The following is a 16942-nucleotide window of genomic DNA, read 5'->3' on the forward strand; positions in this document are numbered from 1 at the left end:
CGAAGGAGACGCATTCATGACCTCCACGAACCTCACTAGAGAAGAAGCCGCGCACCGGGCCCGGCTGCTCACAGTGGACAATTATGACATTGCTTTGGACCTGACCCAGTCCGATACGGAGTTTTCCTCCCTGGCTACCGTCGAGTTCACGGTGCGGGAGCCGGGTTCCACCTTCATCGATTTGCGGGCCAAGCGCATCGATGGGGTGTACCTGGATGGGAAGAATATTCGCTCCGAGGCCCTGACCTTGGATAAGAACGGCTACGACGAGACTTTCGGCATTGCGCTGAATAATCTCACCGTCGGCCGCCACGTCCTTCGCGTCAACGCGCAGTGCCTTTATTCCCGCACCGGTGAGGGCTTGCACCGCTTCGTTGACCCGGCCGATAGCCAGGTCTACCTGTACACCCAGTTCGAAACGGCGGATGCCAAGCGCGTGTTCGCCTGCTTCGACCAGCCGGATCTCAAGGCCACCTATAGCTTGTCGGTGACTACTCCCAGTGCGTGGAAGGTCATCTCCAACGCGCCGCAGCGCACCACGATGCAGGAGGACTCGGCGGTGCATACGTCCCGCATCGATTACCCCCTGTCGACGTATCTCGTCGCCATCTGCGCCGGCCGCTACCACGAGGTTCGTTCCACGTGGAAGGGGCAGCTGACCCACCATGCGGAGACCCCCGCGAGCGAGCCGACGGAGCTGGAGGTGCCCATGAGCATCTTCTGTCGCCGTTCCATCGCCCCGCACTTGGACGCCGACCGCCTGTTCAAGGAGACGAAGCAGGGTTTCGATTTCTACCACGAGCACTTTGGCATGGCGTACCCCTTTGGCAAGTACGACCAGATCTTCTGCCCCGAATACAACATGGGCGCCATGGAAAACGCCGGTGCTGTAACCATCCGCGACGAGTACGTGTTCACGTCCAAGGCCACGCACTACCGCTACGAGCGCCGCGCCGACACCATCCTTCACGAGCTCGCCCACATGTGGTTCGGCGACTTGGTCACCATGCGGTGGTGGGATGACCTGTGGCTCAATGAGTCCTTCGCCACCTGGGCCGCCGCCATCTCCCAGGCCGAGGCCACCGAGTACGACACGGCATGGGTGACCTTCGCTAATGTCGAGAAATCCTGGGCCTACCAGCAGGATCAGCTGCCTTCCACGCACCCGATTCTTGCCGATGCCACCGACATCGAGACCGTCGAGCAGAACTTTGACGGCATCACCTATGCCAAGGGCGCGAGCGTGCTCAAGCAGCTCCAGGCTTACGTCGGCCGCGAGGAGTTCCTCGCCGGCGTCCGCCGTCATTTCGCCGACCATGCCTGGGGCAACGCCACCTTCGATGACCTGCTGGCCGCCCTGCAGACCGCCTCGGGCCGCGATCTCTCCGGCTGGGCCGACCAGTGGCTCAAGACCACGGGCATTAACCAGCTCACCCCCGTCTTCGAGGTCTCCGACGACGGCCGCTACACCTCCTTCACCGTCGAACAATCCGGCGCCGAGCCCGGCGCGGGTGAGCTGCGGACCCATCGCATTGCCGTCGGTCTCTACTCGCTTATCGACGGCCGCGTCTCCCGCACCCACCGCGTCGAGCTCGACGTCACCGGCGCGTCGACTCCCGTCGACGAGCTCGTCGGCCTGTCGGCCGCCGATGTGGTGCTAGTTAATGACGACGACCTCACTTACTGCCTCATGCAGCTCGACGAGGCCTCGCTGAAGTTCGTGGTCGACAACATCGATAAGTTCGACGACCCCATGGCCCGCACCCTCTGCTGGTCCGCCGCCTGGGAAGCCACCCGCGCCGGCGTGATGAAGGCCCGTGATTTCATCCGCCTCGTCGCCTTGGGCGCCCCCGCGGAGACCGAGTTGGCTGTCCTCGAGCGCATCCTCGCCCAGGCCTCCACCGCCCTGCGCAGCTACGCTGATCCCACCTGGGCCGAGAGCCAAGGCCGCGACCTGCTCGCCGACACCCTCCTCGCCGGCGTCCGCGAATCCGGCGCCGACATGTCGTTGGTATTCGAGCACGCCCTGGCCAAGGCACCACTCAACGACGTCACCGCCGACTACCTGCAGAAGGTGCTCGTCGAATCCGAGGATGCCGAGCTGCGCTGGCTCGCATTGGCTGCGCTGATCGCCTACGGGGCGATCGCGGACGTCGATAAGCAGATTGGTGAGCAGCGATCCAAGGATCGCAGCGCCACCGGCGAACAGGCGGCACTGCGCGCGGCAGCCGCCGTGAACACCGTCGAGGTCAAGCGCGGCGTGTTCGACGACGTCGTCGCGGGTCAGCTGTCCAACCTGGCCGCCCGCCACAAGTTGGAGGGCCTGAGCTACCCCGGCTCCGCCGCGGCCCGCGCTCCCCTCGCTGAACCCTACTTCGACGTCGCCGAAGACGTGTGGCAGCGGCTATCCACCGAGATGGCTCTGCAGGCGATCGTCGGGCTCTACCCGTCCTGGGACATCAGCTCCGAGGGCTTGGCCCGAGCCGACCGCTTCCTCGAGCGTGACCTGCCCTCCGGCCTGCGCCGCGCGGTGTCCGAGGAACGCTCCCGGGTAGAGCGAGCGCTGCGGAATCGCGGCGTCGACGCCAGTTAGCTGCAAGGGAGGTGCAGATGAAGAAGCTTTCATCTGCACCTCACTGACGTTTCACGACACGGCTGAACAATAGGAACAGCAGACATTCCACCACGAGAAGGACGTGCAACCATGAGCAGCTTCAGCCGCTTCGCACCACTCATCGCGATCCTGGGTCTTCTGTTCCTCGTCGGGCTCGTCGGAGCCGCCTTAGCCAACAAGGACCAGGGCCCGCGCATCGACTCCACCCGAGCGACCATCACCATGCAAGCACCGACCCTCGAACCCACGTCGACGCCTCCCGCTTCCGACGACGGCGCCGAGGGCCCGTTCGAATCAGCGACGGAGCCGTTGCCAGTGCCAGCTCCCGCACCGGTGCCCGCTCCCGCTCCTCTTCCTGCTCCTCTTCCTGCTCCGGCCCCGCAGGCCCCGCAGGCACCGCTCAACGTCCAGAACTACGACGACGATGACGATGACGACGGCGGGGACGACGACTAACCATGCGCCCGCCCAGAATCGCATGGAAGGAGATCCGCCACGTCGCGGCATCTCTGAGGTGGCGAATCGTCATATGGATTGCCGCCGTGGTGGTGGTGACTCTCATCAGCGTCATCTTCATTGCCCGCTCTCTCATGCTCTCGGAGTCCTCGGACAGCGCCAACACCGCAGTAGAGCAAGAGATCGGCGAGTTCCTCCGATTCGTTGATGAGGGGCAAGACCCCACCACCAACACCACGTTTGAGTCCCCTGCGCAGCTCATTGAGCTATACCTCTCCCGCCAGATTCCCGACGATAATGAGGCGATAGTCGGCCTCACTGATGGGCGACTGATTCAGATGGATCTCAGCTCACTCAGCGGTTCACACCCCGCCCCACTGGTTCCCTCCGAACCATTGGTCCACGAAGTTTTCGACTCAGCTCTGGCCTCGGGAATCTACGACGACCCCGAACGCGGTCGCGCTCACTGGGGTCGGATTTCCTTCTTCACCGGCGAGGACCAGCCAATCTCGCACTTTGCCGTGGTGTACTTTACCGCCGAGGCTCGGGCCGCAGTGGCCTCTCAGGTGCGGATGCTCAGCCTCATTGGCGTCGGCGGCGTGGTGGCCGCGATCCTCATCGGGTGGCTTATCGCCGGGCAGATCATCGCCCCGCTTCGCCGGGTCCGCGAGGTCGCCGCCGCGATCAACAACACCGACCTCACCCAGCGCGTCCCCGTCGAGGGCCACGATGAAACTGCCCAACTGGCCACCACTTTTAACAAGATGCTCAACCGCATCGAGACCGCCTACAAAGACCAACGGCAGTTTGTCGACGACGCCGGCCACGAACTCCGCACTCCCATCACGGTGGTGCGTGGGCAGCTGGAGCTTTTGGAGGCATCCCCGCCCGCTGAACAAACCCGCTCGATCGAGCTGGCCACCGCGGAACTGGACCGCATGTCCCGCATGGTCAATGACCTCCTTACCCTCGCCGTCGCCGACTCCGGTGCCTTCCTCCGCCTCGCCGACTGCGACGTCGCCGAACTCGCCATCGACATCGAAGACAAAGCCACCATCCTCAGCGATCGCATCTCGCTTATCGACGTCGCCGAGGGCACCGTCGTCCTCGACGAACAGCGCGTCACCGAGGCCATACTCGAGCTCTACGGCAATGCCCTCCGCTACAGCGAAGGACTCATCGACCTCGTTTCCGAATACTCCGGTTCCGGCGCCGACCGCATCTTCCGCATCTGGGTCCGCGACCGGGGGCCCGGAATACCCCCCGCTCAACAAGAGCGACTGTTCAGCCGTTTCACCCGCGGCTCCCACCCCAGCACGACCCGCCCGGGCGGCGCTGGCCTCGGGCTTTCGATAGTCCACGCCATCGGCGAAGCCCACGGCGGGCGTGCCTTCGTCGAATCCACCGTCGGGGTGGGCTCAGTTTTCGGCCTCGAGATCCCCGCCCCAGAAGAAGGAGAACTCCCATGAGCAGGATCCTCATCGCTGAAGACGACCGCGGCATCGCCGACTTCATCCACCGAGGTCTCACCGCCGCTGGCTATGCCTGCGACGTCGTCGACTCCGGTCCCGCGGCGTTCGGCATGGCGCGGTCCGGTGACTTCGATCTGATGATTTTGGACCTCGGCTTGCCACACATGGACGGCGCCGACGTCCTCGAACAGCTGCGGATACTGCGGGTCACCCTGCCCATCATTGTCCTCACCGCCCGCACCAAAATTGAAGATCGCATCCGCTCCCTGGAGGGCGGCGCGGACGACTACATGCCCAAGCCGTTTCAATTCGCCGAGCTCCTCGCCCGGGTGCGGCTGCGCCTGGCAGACAAGGTCGGTGACGCCGGCAACGGAGGATTCCAGCTCACCCGCGGCGACCTCATCCTCGACCTGCGCACTCAACGAGTCCAAGTGGGTTCGACGTGGAAGGACCTTTCCCGACGCGAGGTGGGGCTCCTCGAGACGTTCATGCGACATCCCGGCCAGATCCTTTCCCGTGCCCAACTGCTGAGCATGGTGTGGGGCATGGACTTCGACCCCGGCTCCAACGTCGTGGACGTCTACATTCGGACGCTGCGCAAGAAGATTGGCGCAGAGAAGGTGGAGACGATTCGTGGCTCCGGGTATCGCTTGTGCTGAAGCCAAAGAATCAATCGGGTGCCAAAATTCTCTAGAATCTAAGGTAGTACCTAGCGTTTCCGCAGGTCGCTGGAAATCGGTTGATGGATTCTAGAGAATTTTGGCAGGGCACACCCGGTGGGAGCTAATCCGACGCCGCCGTTGTATCCGTAATCACGCGAATCTGGGTGACGTCCGAGCGCAGGGCATCCTCGGAAAACTCGATCTTGACGCCATCTGCTGTTTCGGCCACGCGGGAGATGCGCAGCAACGGCAGGTTCCGGGAGATGCGCAGCTTATCCTGCTCCCACCCGGAGGCGATGCCAGGATTGATGGTTTCCGATTTCCGCGCCGGATGCAGATTCCACTTGTTACGGAGGAGTGCATAGAGGGACTCGGAAAGATCCTCCTCGAGGAGACCCGGAACGAGCGCGGCCGGAAAATAAGAGATTTCAATGAACATGGGCGTGCCGTCGACATGGCGCAGTCGGCTGACACGGAAGACGGGCTCGCCCACTTCCAGGTCTAGGGAACAGGCAACGGCTGGCGACGCCGATTCTTCCGTGGCTTCCAAGATCGTCGAGGTGACTGTCAGCCCCCGCTCCCGCAGCTGAGGCATGAGGCCATCAATGCAGGTGAGGTCCAGGACCGGGGGAATCCCTCGCACGAAGGTGCCACCTGTGCGCCCCCGGCGGCGGTCGATGAGCCCCTCTAATTGCAGAATGTCCAATGCGTGGCGCACAGTCATGCGGGCCACCCCAAACTCGTCGACAAGTTCTCGCTCTGCGGGGAGGCGATCGCCCGGCAGCAACTCGCCGCGTTCGATGCGACCTCGAAGCTGGTCTGCGATCATCACGTACGCGGGGGGACGTTTGGAGGGGATGTTCACTAGGCCTATATTAGCTAATTCATATCCTCTAACGCATATGGGGGTTCATTTATATTACCTTCAGGGTGCCCAACTCCCCCACCTCGTCTTTCCTGCCCCTGCCTAGCGCTCCACCGCCCGTGCCGCCTCCAGGGCGACATCGATGTCCGCGAGGAGATCCTCAATGTCTTCGATTCCAACGGAGATGCGCACTAGATCGCGCGGCACCTCCAACTGCGAGCCCGTGGCCGATTGATGGGTCATCGTCGCGGGATGTTCGAGGAGGGATTCCACCCCTCCGAGGGACTCAGCCAGACAGATGAGGGTGGTGTTGACGCAGAAGGCGCGGGCGGCGTCCTCAGAGTGGAAGCGCACCGAGATCATGCCGCCGAAACGCTTCATCTGGGCTTTGGCTACCTCGTGTCCCGGGTGGGAGGGCAAACCCGGGTAGAGGACGCTGGCCACGACGTCGGCCGCCTCCAGGTGCGCGGCCACGGCTTCGGCGTTGTCACAGTGGCGATCCATGCGAACGGCCAGGGTTTTGATGCCGCGAGCGGTGAGGTAGGCGTCGAAGACGGAGGGGACGGGGCCTACGCCACCCTGGAACCACAACAGCTGCTCGTCGAGGGTGGGGTCGTTGGTGACCACCGCTCCCCCGACGACATCGGAATGCCCGCCGAGGTACTTCGTCGTGGAATGCAACACGTGGTCCGCGCCCAGGGCAAGGGGTTGCTGCAGGTAGGGGGAGGCGAAGGTGTTGTCCACTACCAAAGCGGCGTCGCCCTTAATGGAGGCTACGGCGGCAATATCGGTGACCGAGAGCGCCGGGTTGGAGGGCGTTTCTAGCCAGATGAGCTTGGTGTTGTCCTGCACGGCGGCTTCGACGGCGGCAACGTCGGTGGTGTCAACGACGGTGTATTCCACCCCCCACGCTCCGTAAGCTTCGTCGATGAGACGCCAGGTTCCGCCGTAGGCATCGTGGCCGAGGATGAGGTGGTCACCGGGGCGAAGGAGAATGCGCAGGATGACGTCGGTGGCGGCCATGCCGGAGGAGAATGCTCGGCAATGGCTGGCCCCTTCGAGCGCGGCGATGGTCTTTTCAAGGGCGTCAATGGTGGGGTTGCCGCAGCGGGTGTATTCGAAGCCGCCGCGAAGTTCATTGAGGCCGTTCTGGGCGAAGGTAGTCGACGCATAGATCGGAGTGTTGATGGAGCCGTAGAGGCCATCGGGGTCGTAGCCGGCGTGGATCGAGGCGGTTGAGAAACCGTTGTTCATGTCGGTTCTTCCCTCTCAGTAGTGGTCGACGGGGCGGACAAACTTGTCGCAACTATAGACCAAGCGGTTCATTTCGAGCGAACCTGCCACCGCACTTATATTCACACCCCTCCACGCGCTACCCTCGTAGGCGTATGAACATGGAAACAACAAGGCAGACCTTAAACACCTGGTGGAGCGAGCCGGCGACGCAATCATGGCTGATTGAGAAGCCGTTACACATCCTCCTCACCCTCCTCGTGGCTTCGGTGGCGCATTGGCTACTTCGGCGGCTCATCGACCGGCTGGCCCGGCATAACGCCACGACCAAGATCTCGTTGCCAAAGATCGCGGGTACGCTCACTCGCCGTCCGCGAGAGGAGGCGGATTCCAGCGCCCAGGCCGAAGCCCTGCGCCAGACACAGGAAGCGCGGCGCGTTACCCGCATCCGCACCCTGTCTGACGTGGCTAAATCCGCCGCGGCGATCCTCGTGTGGTCGTGGGCGGTGCTGGCGATCCTGTCCACGCTCGGCGTTAATGTTGCGCCGATCATCGCTTCTGCAGGCGTGGTGGGCGTTGCGTTGGGCTTCGGAGCGCAGTCGCTCGTCAAGGACTTCCTCTCCGGCATTTTCATGCTGTTGGAGGATCAATACGGCGTCGGCGATACCGTCGACGTCGGCAACGGCATCACCGGCGAGGTCGAGGAGGTCACCCTCCGCGTGACCACACTGCGCGACATTGATGGCACCCTGTGGTACGTGCGCAATGGGGAGATCCTGCGCGTGGGCAACTTCTCCGACGAATTCTCCATCGCGCGCATCCAGGTTCCCATCGGCCTATCGAATGACACGGACAAGGCGGCGGATGTGATCCTGGCGTCGGCGAAAAAGGCAGTGGCGGACCCCGCGATTTCGGACTTCGTCCTCGGCGATCCCACCTTCAATGGCATTACCGATGTCGCCCCCGACCACCTCAGCCTGCGCCTATCTGTGAAGACCCTCCCCGCCAAGCAATGGACCGTGCAGCGCCGCCTCCTCAGCCAGACGCTTTCCGATATGCAGGCTGCGGGGATCAGCACGCCGTACCCACACGGTATCGGCGGCTTTAAGGTGGAGCCATGAGTCAATCGCTTTACGACGCCGTCGGTGGCGATGCCACCTTCACCCGCCTGGCCGCAGGCTTCTACGAGCAGGTCCGCACCGACGACATCCTCGGGCCGATGTACCCCGAGGATGACTGGGAGGGCGCCGAAAACCGCCTCAAGTGGTTCCTCGCCCAGTATTGGGGCGGGCCGACCACGTTCAATGAGCAGCGTGGGGCACCGATGTTGCGGCGGCGCCACCAAGAGTTTCCCGTCGACCGGGCCGCGGCCATTCGTTGGCTCGATCTTATGGAGAATTCGCTAGCCCAGATCGACGAGGAGACCATTCCGCCCGCCCACCGGCATGCGATCTGGGATCACATGCAGCGGGTCGCGGCGATGCTGATTAATCAGCCAGATCCGGGAACACCGCCCGCACAGGTTCACTGATCAGCCGTCCACCCTCGGTCATAAGGCCCGGCGCGAGGCCGGGATGCTTTTCGACGGCCCCTTCCACCCCCAGCGATGCCATCGCGCGGACATACGGCAGGGTCGCCGAGGTCAACGCGCGGGTCGAGGTGTTGGCGACAGCGCCCGGCATGTTGGGCACGCAATAAAACAGGGTCTCCCCCACCCGATAGGTGGGCTCCTCGTGGGAGGTCTTGCGGGAGGATTCGAAGCAGCCACCTTGATCGATGGCGACGTCGACAAGCACTGCCCCGCTCTTCATCCGCTCGACCAGGCTGTCGGGGACGAGGGTCGGGGCCTTGGCCCCGGCGACGAGGACGGCGCCGATAACCAGATCGGCGTCGAGAAGCTCTGATTCGATGGTGAGCTGATCAGAAATGATCGTGCGGACATTGCCGTGATAGATGTCATCGAAGCGGGCGAGTACGCCCGGGTCGAGATCGAGGACCGTCACCGAGGCGCGTAGGCCCTGGGCGATGGCGACCGCCGACGCCCCGACCTGGCCGCCACCCAGCACGACCACCTTCGCCGGTGATGTGCCGGGCACGCCGCCGAGCAGGACGCCGCGCCCGCCCTTCGGGCTCATGAGGTGGTGCGCTCCCTCCTGCACCGCGAGCCGACCAGCGACCTGGCTCATAGGCGTGAGCAGGGGCAACCCGCCACGCGCATCGGTGACGGTCTCGTAGGCCAGGGCCGTGGTGCCGGCGTTGAGCAAGGCCTCCGTCACCTCACGGGAGGAGGCCAGGTGGAGGTAGGTGAATAAAATGAGGTCCTCGCGCAGGAACGGAAACTCCTCCTCCAAGGGCTCTTTCACCTTGAGCACCATTTCCGCCTCGCCCCAAGCCTGTTCCGCCGTGGGCACGATCCGCGCCCCGGCGGCCTCATACTCCGCATCCGGAAAGGAACTCCCCAGCCCCGCTCCCTGCTGGACGATGACTTCATGCCCGTCTGCCACCAGGGTGCCGGCGGCCGAGGGGGTCAAGGCCACGCGGCCCTCGCTGTTCATCACTTCTTGTGGAATACCGATGCGCATACCTCTTCACAGTACTGAAGGAATACCGTCGACTGCTTGGCAAGCGCACAGGCCAGTCCTGGCTTAACATCTCAATGATGAGCCGACAGCGCAGTCCCCTTCTCGAGGTCATTGGGAGTTTCGGCCTGCTGGGAATCACCGCCTTCGGTGGCCCGACGGCGCACCTGGGCTACTTCCGGGAAGAATTCGTCGCGCGTCGGTCATGGCTGAGCGAGCAGGCCTACGCTGAACTGGTCGCCCTGGGCCAGTTCTTACCGGGTCCAGCATCATCGCAGGTCGGAATGGCCCTGGGCTACCACCGGGCAGGTTGGGCCGGGATGTTTGCGGCCTGGTTCATGTTCACGCTCCCTTCTGCGGTGGCGCTCGGAGCGTTCGGGATCTTCCTCGCACAAGGCGGTGCTGAACAGGGGTGGATAACGGGATTGCTCGCTGCGGCCGTCGCGGTAGTTTTCCATGCGGTCAGCGGGATGGCGAGGGCGATGGCGTCGACCCCCGTGGCGGCGACGATTGCCGTGGTAGCCGGGCTCATCGTCGTTGCGGTGCCGGGGTCGCTGACGCAGCTGGCGGTCATCGCCGGAGCGGGCCTCATAGGTCTGCTGGTCATGCGCGAAGAATCCACTCCGGGTGTCACGCGGGGGGACCTGCGGCCCGTGTCGTTCCGCGCGGCCTCCCTGGCACTCGGCCTGTTCACGGCCCTGCTCGTTGCCGCTGCGGCCGTCGGCGGTCGCGCTGCCGCCTACTTCCAGGCAGGTTCGCTTGTGTTCGGCGGTGGGCACGTCGTCCTGCCACTCCTGGAGCGCCTAACCGTAGCCTCCGGGTGGGTTGACCAGGCCGAGTTCCTCGCCGGGTATTCGGCGGCGCAGGCGGTGCCGGGGCCGCTGTTTACCTTCGCGTCCTACCTCGGGGCGGTCGATGCTGGAATCCCTGGGGCGATACTCGCCACCGTCGCCATCTTCGCCCCAGCGGCGTTGCTCATGGTCGGCGGGATGCATTTTTGGGGTCGCTGGCGCCACCTAGCCGGGGTCCGCAAAGCCTTCACCGCCATTAATGCCGCGGTCGTGGGCCTGTTGGCAGCGGCACTGTGGGACCCCGTGATCACGCATGGCATCACCGGCACCGCGAGCTTGGCCATCGCCGTCACCTGCTGGCTGGCGCTGGCGTTGTGGAAGCTGCCGCCGTGGGCGGTGGCGGCCGGCGCGGCAGCGGCGGGAGCCTTTTTGCTCTAAAACAGCGACAGGGAGGTGGAGCGGTAGACGGAGCCGAAGGGGGCGTCGATACGCACCCACCGCCCAGTGGTGGATACCCGCAGGTGGCGGGGAATATCAATCGGGGCGGAGAAGCCCGGGATGAGCCCGAGCGAGGTGCATGCGAAGATCATGCGCATGGGGACCTCGACGGTGCCGTCGAGCGTGATCACTGCCTGATCCAGCAGGCTGGCGGGCGGGCCCAGCGGCCCGGAAAACTGGCGGGCCAGCGCCTGGCCCTTGTCTGCCAATTCGCGCACGACCTGCACCGGAAGCGTATCGACGATCGCGAAACCCGAGGCCGGCGGCAACGCGCCCGGCCAATTCGGGTCCCGCGCCGGACCTATGTCCTCGGCCTCATCCCGCAGTGCATCGAGCAAGTCGGTGGCGGCGACGACCGCACCGTCGCGCGAGGCGGAACCAGTGATCCGCCTGGAAGCAACGACCTGAAACGGAGTGGTGACGAAGACATCCACCGACTGCCCATCAAGCTGACGGAAGCGGGCGGAGGCAGAAGCGTCGAGGCCGACGGCGCGATCAATGAGTGAGCGCAACCCCGGGCGGCCATCAACGATCCGCAGCGACTCCAATGTCACTTGTCGGACTCACCCGGCTCCAGCTGATCAACATCAGGCGAACGAGTAAGGATCTTGACTTCCTTCTCCGTGATCGAACGCGGACGCTCCGTGTTCATATCCACCGCCACCTGCACGCACTCGACGATGCAGGCGACCCGACCCTGGCGATCCTTGATCTCCTGACGGGTGGTGAAGGAAGTGTTGCCGATCTCCACCACCTGGGTTTCAACGACCAGCTCGGTGGTGTCCGGCAGGACGGGCCGCAGGTAATCCACATCGAGGTGGCGGACGAACACCGCGAAATCATGCCCGCGCGCCGTGAATTCATCCTCGGCGAACTTCAGACGCGCCTCCTGGGCTACCTCCACGTAATTCGCGTTCATAATGTGGCCATAGCGGTCAAAATCAGACCAGCGGACCGGAACCGTGGTGATGTGAAGCGGGGAGTTATCGTCAGCGGTCATTCCGTACATACGGGCGCTCGTTCCTTTCTGGCGTACACGGGGTCGGTGCAGCGAATTGTCCGTGTTTGTCCACGTCCAATCTATACCTCTCGCCCGTGTTCCGACATTTACACTTCGCCTAGCGGGTCAGCTTTCGGTGAGTAACCCGAGACGGGCGAGCAGCGTCAGCGCCGAGGCGTTCGACCTTGTTCTTTTCGTAGTCTCCGAAGTTGCCCTCGAACCAGAACCACTGCCCCTCAGCCACATTGCCCTCCCAGGCGAGGATGTGCGTACAGGTGCGATCCAGGAACCAGCGGTCGTGGGAAATGACCACGGCACAGCCCGGGAACTTCTGCAGAGCGTTCTCGAGGGAACCCAGGGTTTCCACGTCAAGGTCGTTGGTCGGCTCATCGAGGAGGATGAGGTTGCCGCCCTGTTTGAGGGTCAGCGCCAGGTTGAGGCGGTTGCGCTCACCACCGGAGAGAACCTTGGACGGCTTCTGCTGATCCGGGCCCTTGAAACCGAACGCGGAGAGGTACGCGCGAGACGGCATTTCGTTCTGGCCGACGATGATGTAATCGAGGCCATCGGACACGATCTCCCAGACGGTCTTTTCCGGGTCGAGGTTCTCGCGGTTCTGGTCAACGTAGGACAGCTTGACGGTCTCACCCACCTCGACGGCGCCGGCGTCGGGCTGCTCCAGCCCAACGATGGTCTTGAACAGCGTCGACTTACCCACACCGTTCGGGCCGATGACGCCGACGATGCCGTTGCGCGGCAGGGTGAAGGACAGGTCCTTGATGAGGACGCGGCCGTCGAAGCCCTTCTCCAGCTCCTTGACCTCGACGACCTTGTTGCCCAGGCGCGGCGGGGTCGGGATCTGGATCTCCTCGAAGTCGAGCTTCTTGTACTTCTCAGCCTCCGCAGCCATCTCCTCGTAGCGCTCAAGGCGAGCCTTGTTCTTCGACTGGCGAGCCTTCGGGGAAGAACGAACCCAGGCGAGCTCCTCCTTGAGGCGCTTCTGCAGCTTCTGGTCCTTCTTGCCGGACACCTCGAGGCGCTCGGCCTTCTTCTCCAGGTAGGTGGAGTAGTTACCCTCGTAGGGGTAGAGCTTGCCGCGGTCGACCTCACAGATCCAGCCCGCGACGTGATCGAGGAAGTAGCGATCGTGGGTCACGGCAAGGACGGCGCCCTTGTAATCGGCGAGGTGCTTCTCTAGCCAGAGGACGGACTCGGCGTCGAGGTGGTTCGTCGGCTCGTCGAGGAGCAGCAGGTCCGGCTCGGAGAGCAAGAGCTTGGCCAGGGCAACCCGGCGGCGCTCACCACCGGAGAGGTGGGTGACCGGCTCATCCGAAGGCGGGCAGCGCAGGGCCTCCATGGCCTGCTCAATCTTGGAGTCGACCTCCCACGCATCGGCGGCGTCCAGGTCTTCCTGGAGCTTGCCCATCTCATCCATGAGCTCATCGGTGTAGTTGGTCGCCATCTCCTCGGCGATCTCCTCGAAGCGCTTCTTCTTCTCGAAGATATCGCCCAGGCCCTCTTCCACGTTCTCGCGGACCGTCTTCTCTTCGTTGAGCGGAGGCTCCTGCATGAGGATGCCGACGGTGGCACCCGGGTCGAGGAAAGCCTCACCGTTGGAGGGCTGATCCAGGCCGGCCATGATCTTGAGGATCGAGGACTTACCGGCACCGTTCGGGCCGACGACACCGATCTTGGCGCCCGGGTAGAAGGCCATCGTGACATTGTCCAGGATGACCTTGTCACCGATGGCCTTGCGCACGTTCTTCATCGTGTAGATGAATTCGGACATTGTTCCCCTTATGTGTTGCTTGTTGGCACTGCCGGCACGCAATGCTCAGACGTCACGCACAAGGGTACATGACCTCCCTCTCCCGGTTAGAAGGGAGGCGTCCCCGTCCCCTCGCCGGTCCCCTCGCCCACTGCAGCCGCCATGGCTGGGGGGGGCGGGGGCGGCGGGCAACGGCGGCAGCGATTCACTCGGCCGCTCCGCTGGGTCACTTTGATCGGCCACGATTTCGTCGTAGAGCGTGTCCGCCGTCTGGGGATCGGGAATGCCAACGTTGATGAGGTTCTTCTCCGCGTTATCGACCTTCATGGAACCGATGATGTACTTGTTCAAATCCAAGCCGACGCTGTTGGCGCGCATGAGAGTCTTGGAGCGCTTTTGGTTGTGCTCGTCTTCCCACTGGTGAGTGATCAACGTGCCGTGAACGATGACGGGCATGCCCTTGGACAGGGACTTCTTGCAGTTGATGGCGAGCGGGCCCCAGACATCGACGCTCAAGAACATCTGGTCGATGTCGATCCAGTTGTTGTCCTTATCCTGCACGCGGCGGCTGGAGGCGATGCGCAGGCTGCACTTTTGGGCGCCGGAGCGCTCGAAGCGTTGGAGCTTGGGATCGTGGGTGAGGTTGCCGATGATGGTGGTGGTCGTATGAGCCATGGTGATATCCCCCTGGGTGGTGTTTGTGTTGACCTGGCACCACCCAGGGTGACAGGGCGGGGGGACGGTGACTACCGGGGCGTCGATAAGCTGTGGATAACCGCCTGACAAGGCGGAACGTTATCCACAGAAGTAGCCTTTAGCGGGCAGAGGGGTTGCCCAACTCATCGTCGGTGACGTATCGTCCGGCGCTCATCTGGGCGAGCATCTGGTTATAGGCCTCGAAATCATCATCTTCACCAGCATCAACGCGCCGGTCGTACTCCGTTTCGATGACTCGATCCTCCCGCCGCCACTCAAAGAAGAGAATGAGGAACACCAGACCCAGCGGGAACGACCCCGAGGCCCAGCCGATGCCGCCGCCGACGCGCTGATCCTCCAGCAGGTTTAGCTCCCACGGCAGGCCGAGGGACATGTAGAAGTCGTAGCCCATGATGGTGGTCAGCTGCATGAGGTAGATGCCGGCGAAGAGGTGGAAAGGCATGGAACCCACCAGCCACGCGAGGCGGATCGCGGCGGGGCGTTGGACGGGCAGCGGGTCCTTGCCCACGACCTCCCAGAAATAGAGGTAGCCGGAGAACAGGAAGACCCAGTTCATGATGAGGTGGCCGGCGTGCTCGGAGATCATCACCTCATACAACGGAATGATGAGGTAGAGGATGTAGAAGAAGAAGAGGAACTGCGCGAGGTTGACCACGGGGTGGCTGAGGAACCTTAGCCAGGGCGACTGCGTGTAGGCGTAGACCATGTCGTGGACACTGGGTTGGCCCGGCTCCCCGGGAGCGTAGGCCCGCATGATCAGGGTGAGCGGGCAACCGAGCGCCAAGAAGAGCGGCACAACCATAGACAAAATCATGTGCACGATCATGTGAATGGAGTAGGCGGCACCCATGTTCATTCCGAGCCCGGAACTCATGGTCTCCAACAGCGTGAAGGTGCCCAGCAGCCAAAACACGGTGCGGGTGGTGCTCCACGATCCGCCCGCACGCCGCACCCGCCACACTCCATAGAGGTAACCGGCGGTGAGCAAGAGAGCGATGGTGCCAAACATGACATCAAAACGCCACATGGTGAAGACGTTGAAGAAGGTCGGCTTCTCGTAGAGATCAAAACCGAGCTGGGTCGCCATGTTCGACAGGTTGGGGTTGCGCGGCGGGGGCGGCGGGGTCCGGCCCATCGTGATGGCCACGCCGGTGATTGCGGCCATGACGATCACCTCGACGATGGCGAAACGCATGAACAGCGCGGGTTTGGTTTCCAACTGCGGGATGGTCAACCTGCGGTGCACCCAACCGAACAGCCCGAGAACCACCACGCCCACGGTCTTGACGATGAGAATCGTGCCATACGTCGAGGTCAGCCAATCCGACCATTCCACCCGGATCACCGCGTTAATGAGGCCCGACACCGCCATGACGATGACGGACATGAATGCCACATTGGAGTAGCGGCGCAGCCCCGTGCCCAGGTACGGGCCAAGGCGACGACCGTGCGCGATTAGCGCCATGAGCCCGCCGACCCACACCATCATGAAAATGAGGTGCCACAGGTAGGAGTTCGTACCCCAATCATGGTCGCCGCCGGAAGCCGAATGCCCCTCCATGCCCAGCGGGACGATCATGAGAATCGCGCCAATAAACAGGGGGAGCTGGCTGATCCACGAGCGGAAGAAGAGCCCCGCCACGCCCACGACCAGGGCAATCCCTGCAACGACCGCCCAGGCGCGGGCAGTCGCGACCTGTTCAATGGCCAAAGACCAACTGGCCACATCGAGGGTTTGTGCAAAGGGGGTACCGGAGACGTCGGAAAGCACCAGCGGGATCATGAGCAGGGCAACGAGGCCGAAACACAACGCCGACACCGCACCCGTCCGCGCCGCCAGGTGCCCATCAACCGAGAGCTTCGCCCGCACGAGCTGCGAATTATCGTTGCCCGGGATGGACGGAGCCATATAGAAGGACGAGAACATGAACGAGCCGACCGACAGCGCCGCCAGCATCCACCCCACCGCCCGGAAAAACGGCAACCCAATCGTCGTGATCCGCCCCGGATCCGGAATGCCCAAGGCAGCGAGCGAACCCGCGAGGAAACCATAGGAAATCGTCGCGCCCACCGCGCCGGCCACCGCAAAGAAAAGCAGGAAGAGAGGCCAGGTCGGCCGCGCCTTCAAGGCCTTCGTGGCACTGCTTATTTGCGCCCGCCCGTTGCCCACCACATCCGTATCTGCCATGCGACCCACCCTAATCACCTTATGACCTAAGTCATAGCCAGCGTGAAACTGGTCACTAGCTGGGAACTTTTCTGCTTCCGGCGGATCGTGCGCTAAACT

Annotated in this window: 15 protein-coding genes; 7 read left to right on the forward strand and 8 right to left on the reverse strand. The window is 63.4% G+C overall.

The features are described from left to right. The first annotated feature begins 16 nt into the window (after nt 1-16). From pepN to CATRI_RS09955, 4 genes are all read left to right on the forward strand, one after another. Nucleotides 17-2593: an aminopeptidase N gene (gene pepN, locus CATRI_RS09940; RefSeq protein ID WP_290217141.1), complete on the forward strand. Its 2577-nt coding sequence runs from the start codon at nt 17-19 to the stop codon at nt 2591-2593. A gap of 111 nt (nt 2594-2704) precedes the next feature. After that, nucleotides 2705-3070 carry a hypothetical protein gene (locus CATRI_RS09945; RefSeq protein ID WP_290217143.1) on the forward strand — a complete coding sequence of 122 codons (366 nt, stop codon included), beginning with the start codon at nt 2705-2707 and terminating at the stop codon, nt 3068-3070. 2 nt (nt 3071-3072) lie between these two features. After that, a complete protein-coding gene (locus CATRI_RS09950) occupies nt 3073-4539 on the forward strand; it encodes a sensor histidine kinase (RefSeq protein ID WP_290217145.1) in 1467 nt (488 codons plus the stop codon). Then, complete coding sequence (locus CATRI_RS09955; RefSeq protein WP_290217147.1) at nt 4536-5201, forward strand: response regulator transcription factor; 666 nt, start codon at nt 4536-4538, stop codon at nt 5199-5201. The genes CATRI_RS09950 and CATRI_RS09955 overlap by 4 nt, the downstream gene beginning before the upstream one ends. Nucleotides 5202-5325: 124 nt before the next feature. Here CATRI_RS09955 and CATRI_RS09960 read toward each other — a convergent pair whose 3' ends face one another. Then, nucleotides 5326-6069, reverse strand: coding sequence for a GntR family transcriptional regulator (locus CATRI_RS09960; RefSeq protein WP_290217150.1), 744 nt, complete (start codon nt 6067-6069; stop codon nt 5326-5328). Nucleotides 6070-6171: 102 nt separating this feature from the next. After that, nucleotides 6172-7323: a cystathionine gamma-synthase gene (locus CATRI_RS09965; RefSeq protein ID WP_290217152.1), complete on the reverse strand. Its 1152-nt coding sequence runs from the start codon at nt 7321-7323 to the stop codon at nt 6172-6174. Nucleotides 7324-7457: 134 nt separating this feature from the next. Here CATRI_RS09965 and CATRI_RS09970 point away from each other — a divergent pair, with 134 nt between their 5' ends. Then, nucleotides 7458-8423 carry a mechanosensitive ion channel family protein gene (locus CATRI_RS09970; protein ID WP_435384162.1) on the forward strand — a complete coding sequence of 322 codons (966 nt, stop codon included), beginning with the start codon at nt 7458-7460 and terminating at the stop codon, nt 8421-8423. Continuing rightward, nucleotides 8420-8833, forward strand: a complete 414-nt coding sequence (locus tag CATRI_RS09975) for a globin (RefSeq protein WP_290217157.1) — start codon at nt 8420-8422, stop codon at nt 8831-8833. Before CATRI_RS09970 ends, CATRI_RS09975 begins: the two co-directional genes overlap by 4 nt. Here CATRI_RS09975 and ald read toward each other — a convergent pair. Then, entirely contained in the window at nt 8790-9884 is a 1095-nt protein-coding gene (gene ald, locus CATRI_RS09980; protein WP_290217159.1) for an alanine dehydrogenase, read from the reverse strand. The genes CATRI_RS09975 and ald overlap by 44 nt on opposite strands. Nucleotides 9885-9961: 77 nt before the next feature. On the opposite strand from ald, the gene chrA reads away from it, so the two are divergent. Continuing rightward, a complete protein-coding gene (gene chrA, locus CATRI_RS09985) occupies nt 9962-11110 on the forward strand; it encodes a chromate efflux transporter (protein ID WP_435384204.1) in 1149 nt (382 codons plus the stop codon). Here chrA and CATRI_RS09990 read toward each other — a convergent pair. The 5 genes from CATRI_RS09990 to CATRI_RS10010 form a co-directional block, all read right to left on the reverse strand. After that, nucleotides 11107-11724, reverse strand: coding sequence for a DUF8185 domain-containing protein (locus CATRI_RS09990; protein ID WP_290217164.1), 618 nt, complete (start codon nt 11722-11724; stop codon nt 11107-11109). The two genes, chrA and CATRI_RS09990, sit on opposite strands and share 4 nt — an antisense overlap. Beyond that, on the reverse strand, nt 11721-12170 hold the full coding sequence (locus CATRI_RS09995; protein ID WP_290217166.1) for an acyl-CoA thioesterase: 450 nt from the start codon (nt 12168-12170) through the stop codon (nt 11721-11723). The genes CATRI_RS09990 and CATRI_RS09995 overlap by 4 nt, the downstream gene beginning before the upstream one ends. A 118-nt stretch (nt 12171-12288) precedes the next feature. Continuing rightward, nucleotides 12289-13959: an energy-dependent translational throttle protein EttA gene (ettA, locus tag CATRI_RS10000; protein ID WP_047253662.1), complete on the reverse strand. Its 1671-nt coding sequence runs from the start codon at nt 13957-13959 to the stop codon at nt 12289-12291. A gap of 45 nt (nt 13960-14004) precedes the next feature. Further along, nucleotides 14005-14613: a single-stranded DNA-binding protein gene (locus CATRI_RS10005; protein WP_290217168.1), complete on the reverse strand. Its 609-nt coding sequence runs from the start codon at nt 14611-14613 to the stop codon at nt 14005-14007. Between the two features lie 139 nt (nt 14614-14752). Further along, a complete protein-coding gene (locus tag CATRI_RS10010; protein WP_290217169.1) occupies nt 14753-16843 on the reverse strand; it encodes a bifunctional copper resistance protein CopD/cytochrome c oxidase assembly protein in 2091 nt (696 codons plus the stop codon). Nucleotides 16844-16942: the final 99 nt, after the last annotated feature.

It is taken from the genome of Corynebacterium atrinae (genome assembly GCF_030408455.1).
GTDB classification, from domain to species: domain Bacteria; phylum Actinomycetota; class Actinomycetes; order Mycobacteriales; family Mycobacteriaceae; genus Corynebacterium; species Corynebacterium atrinae.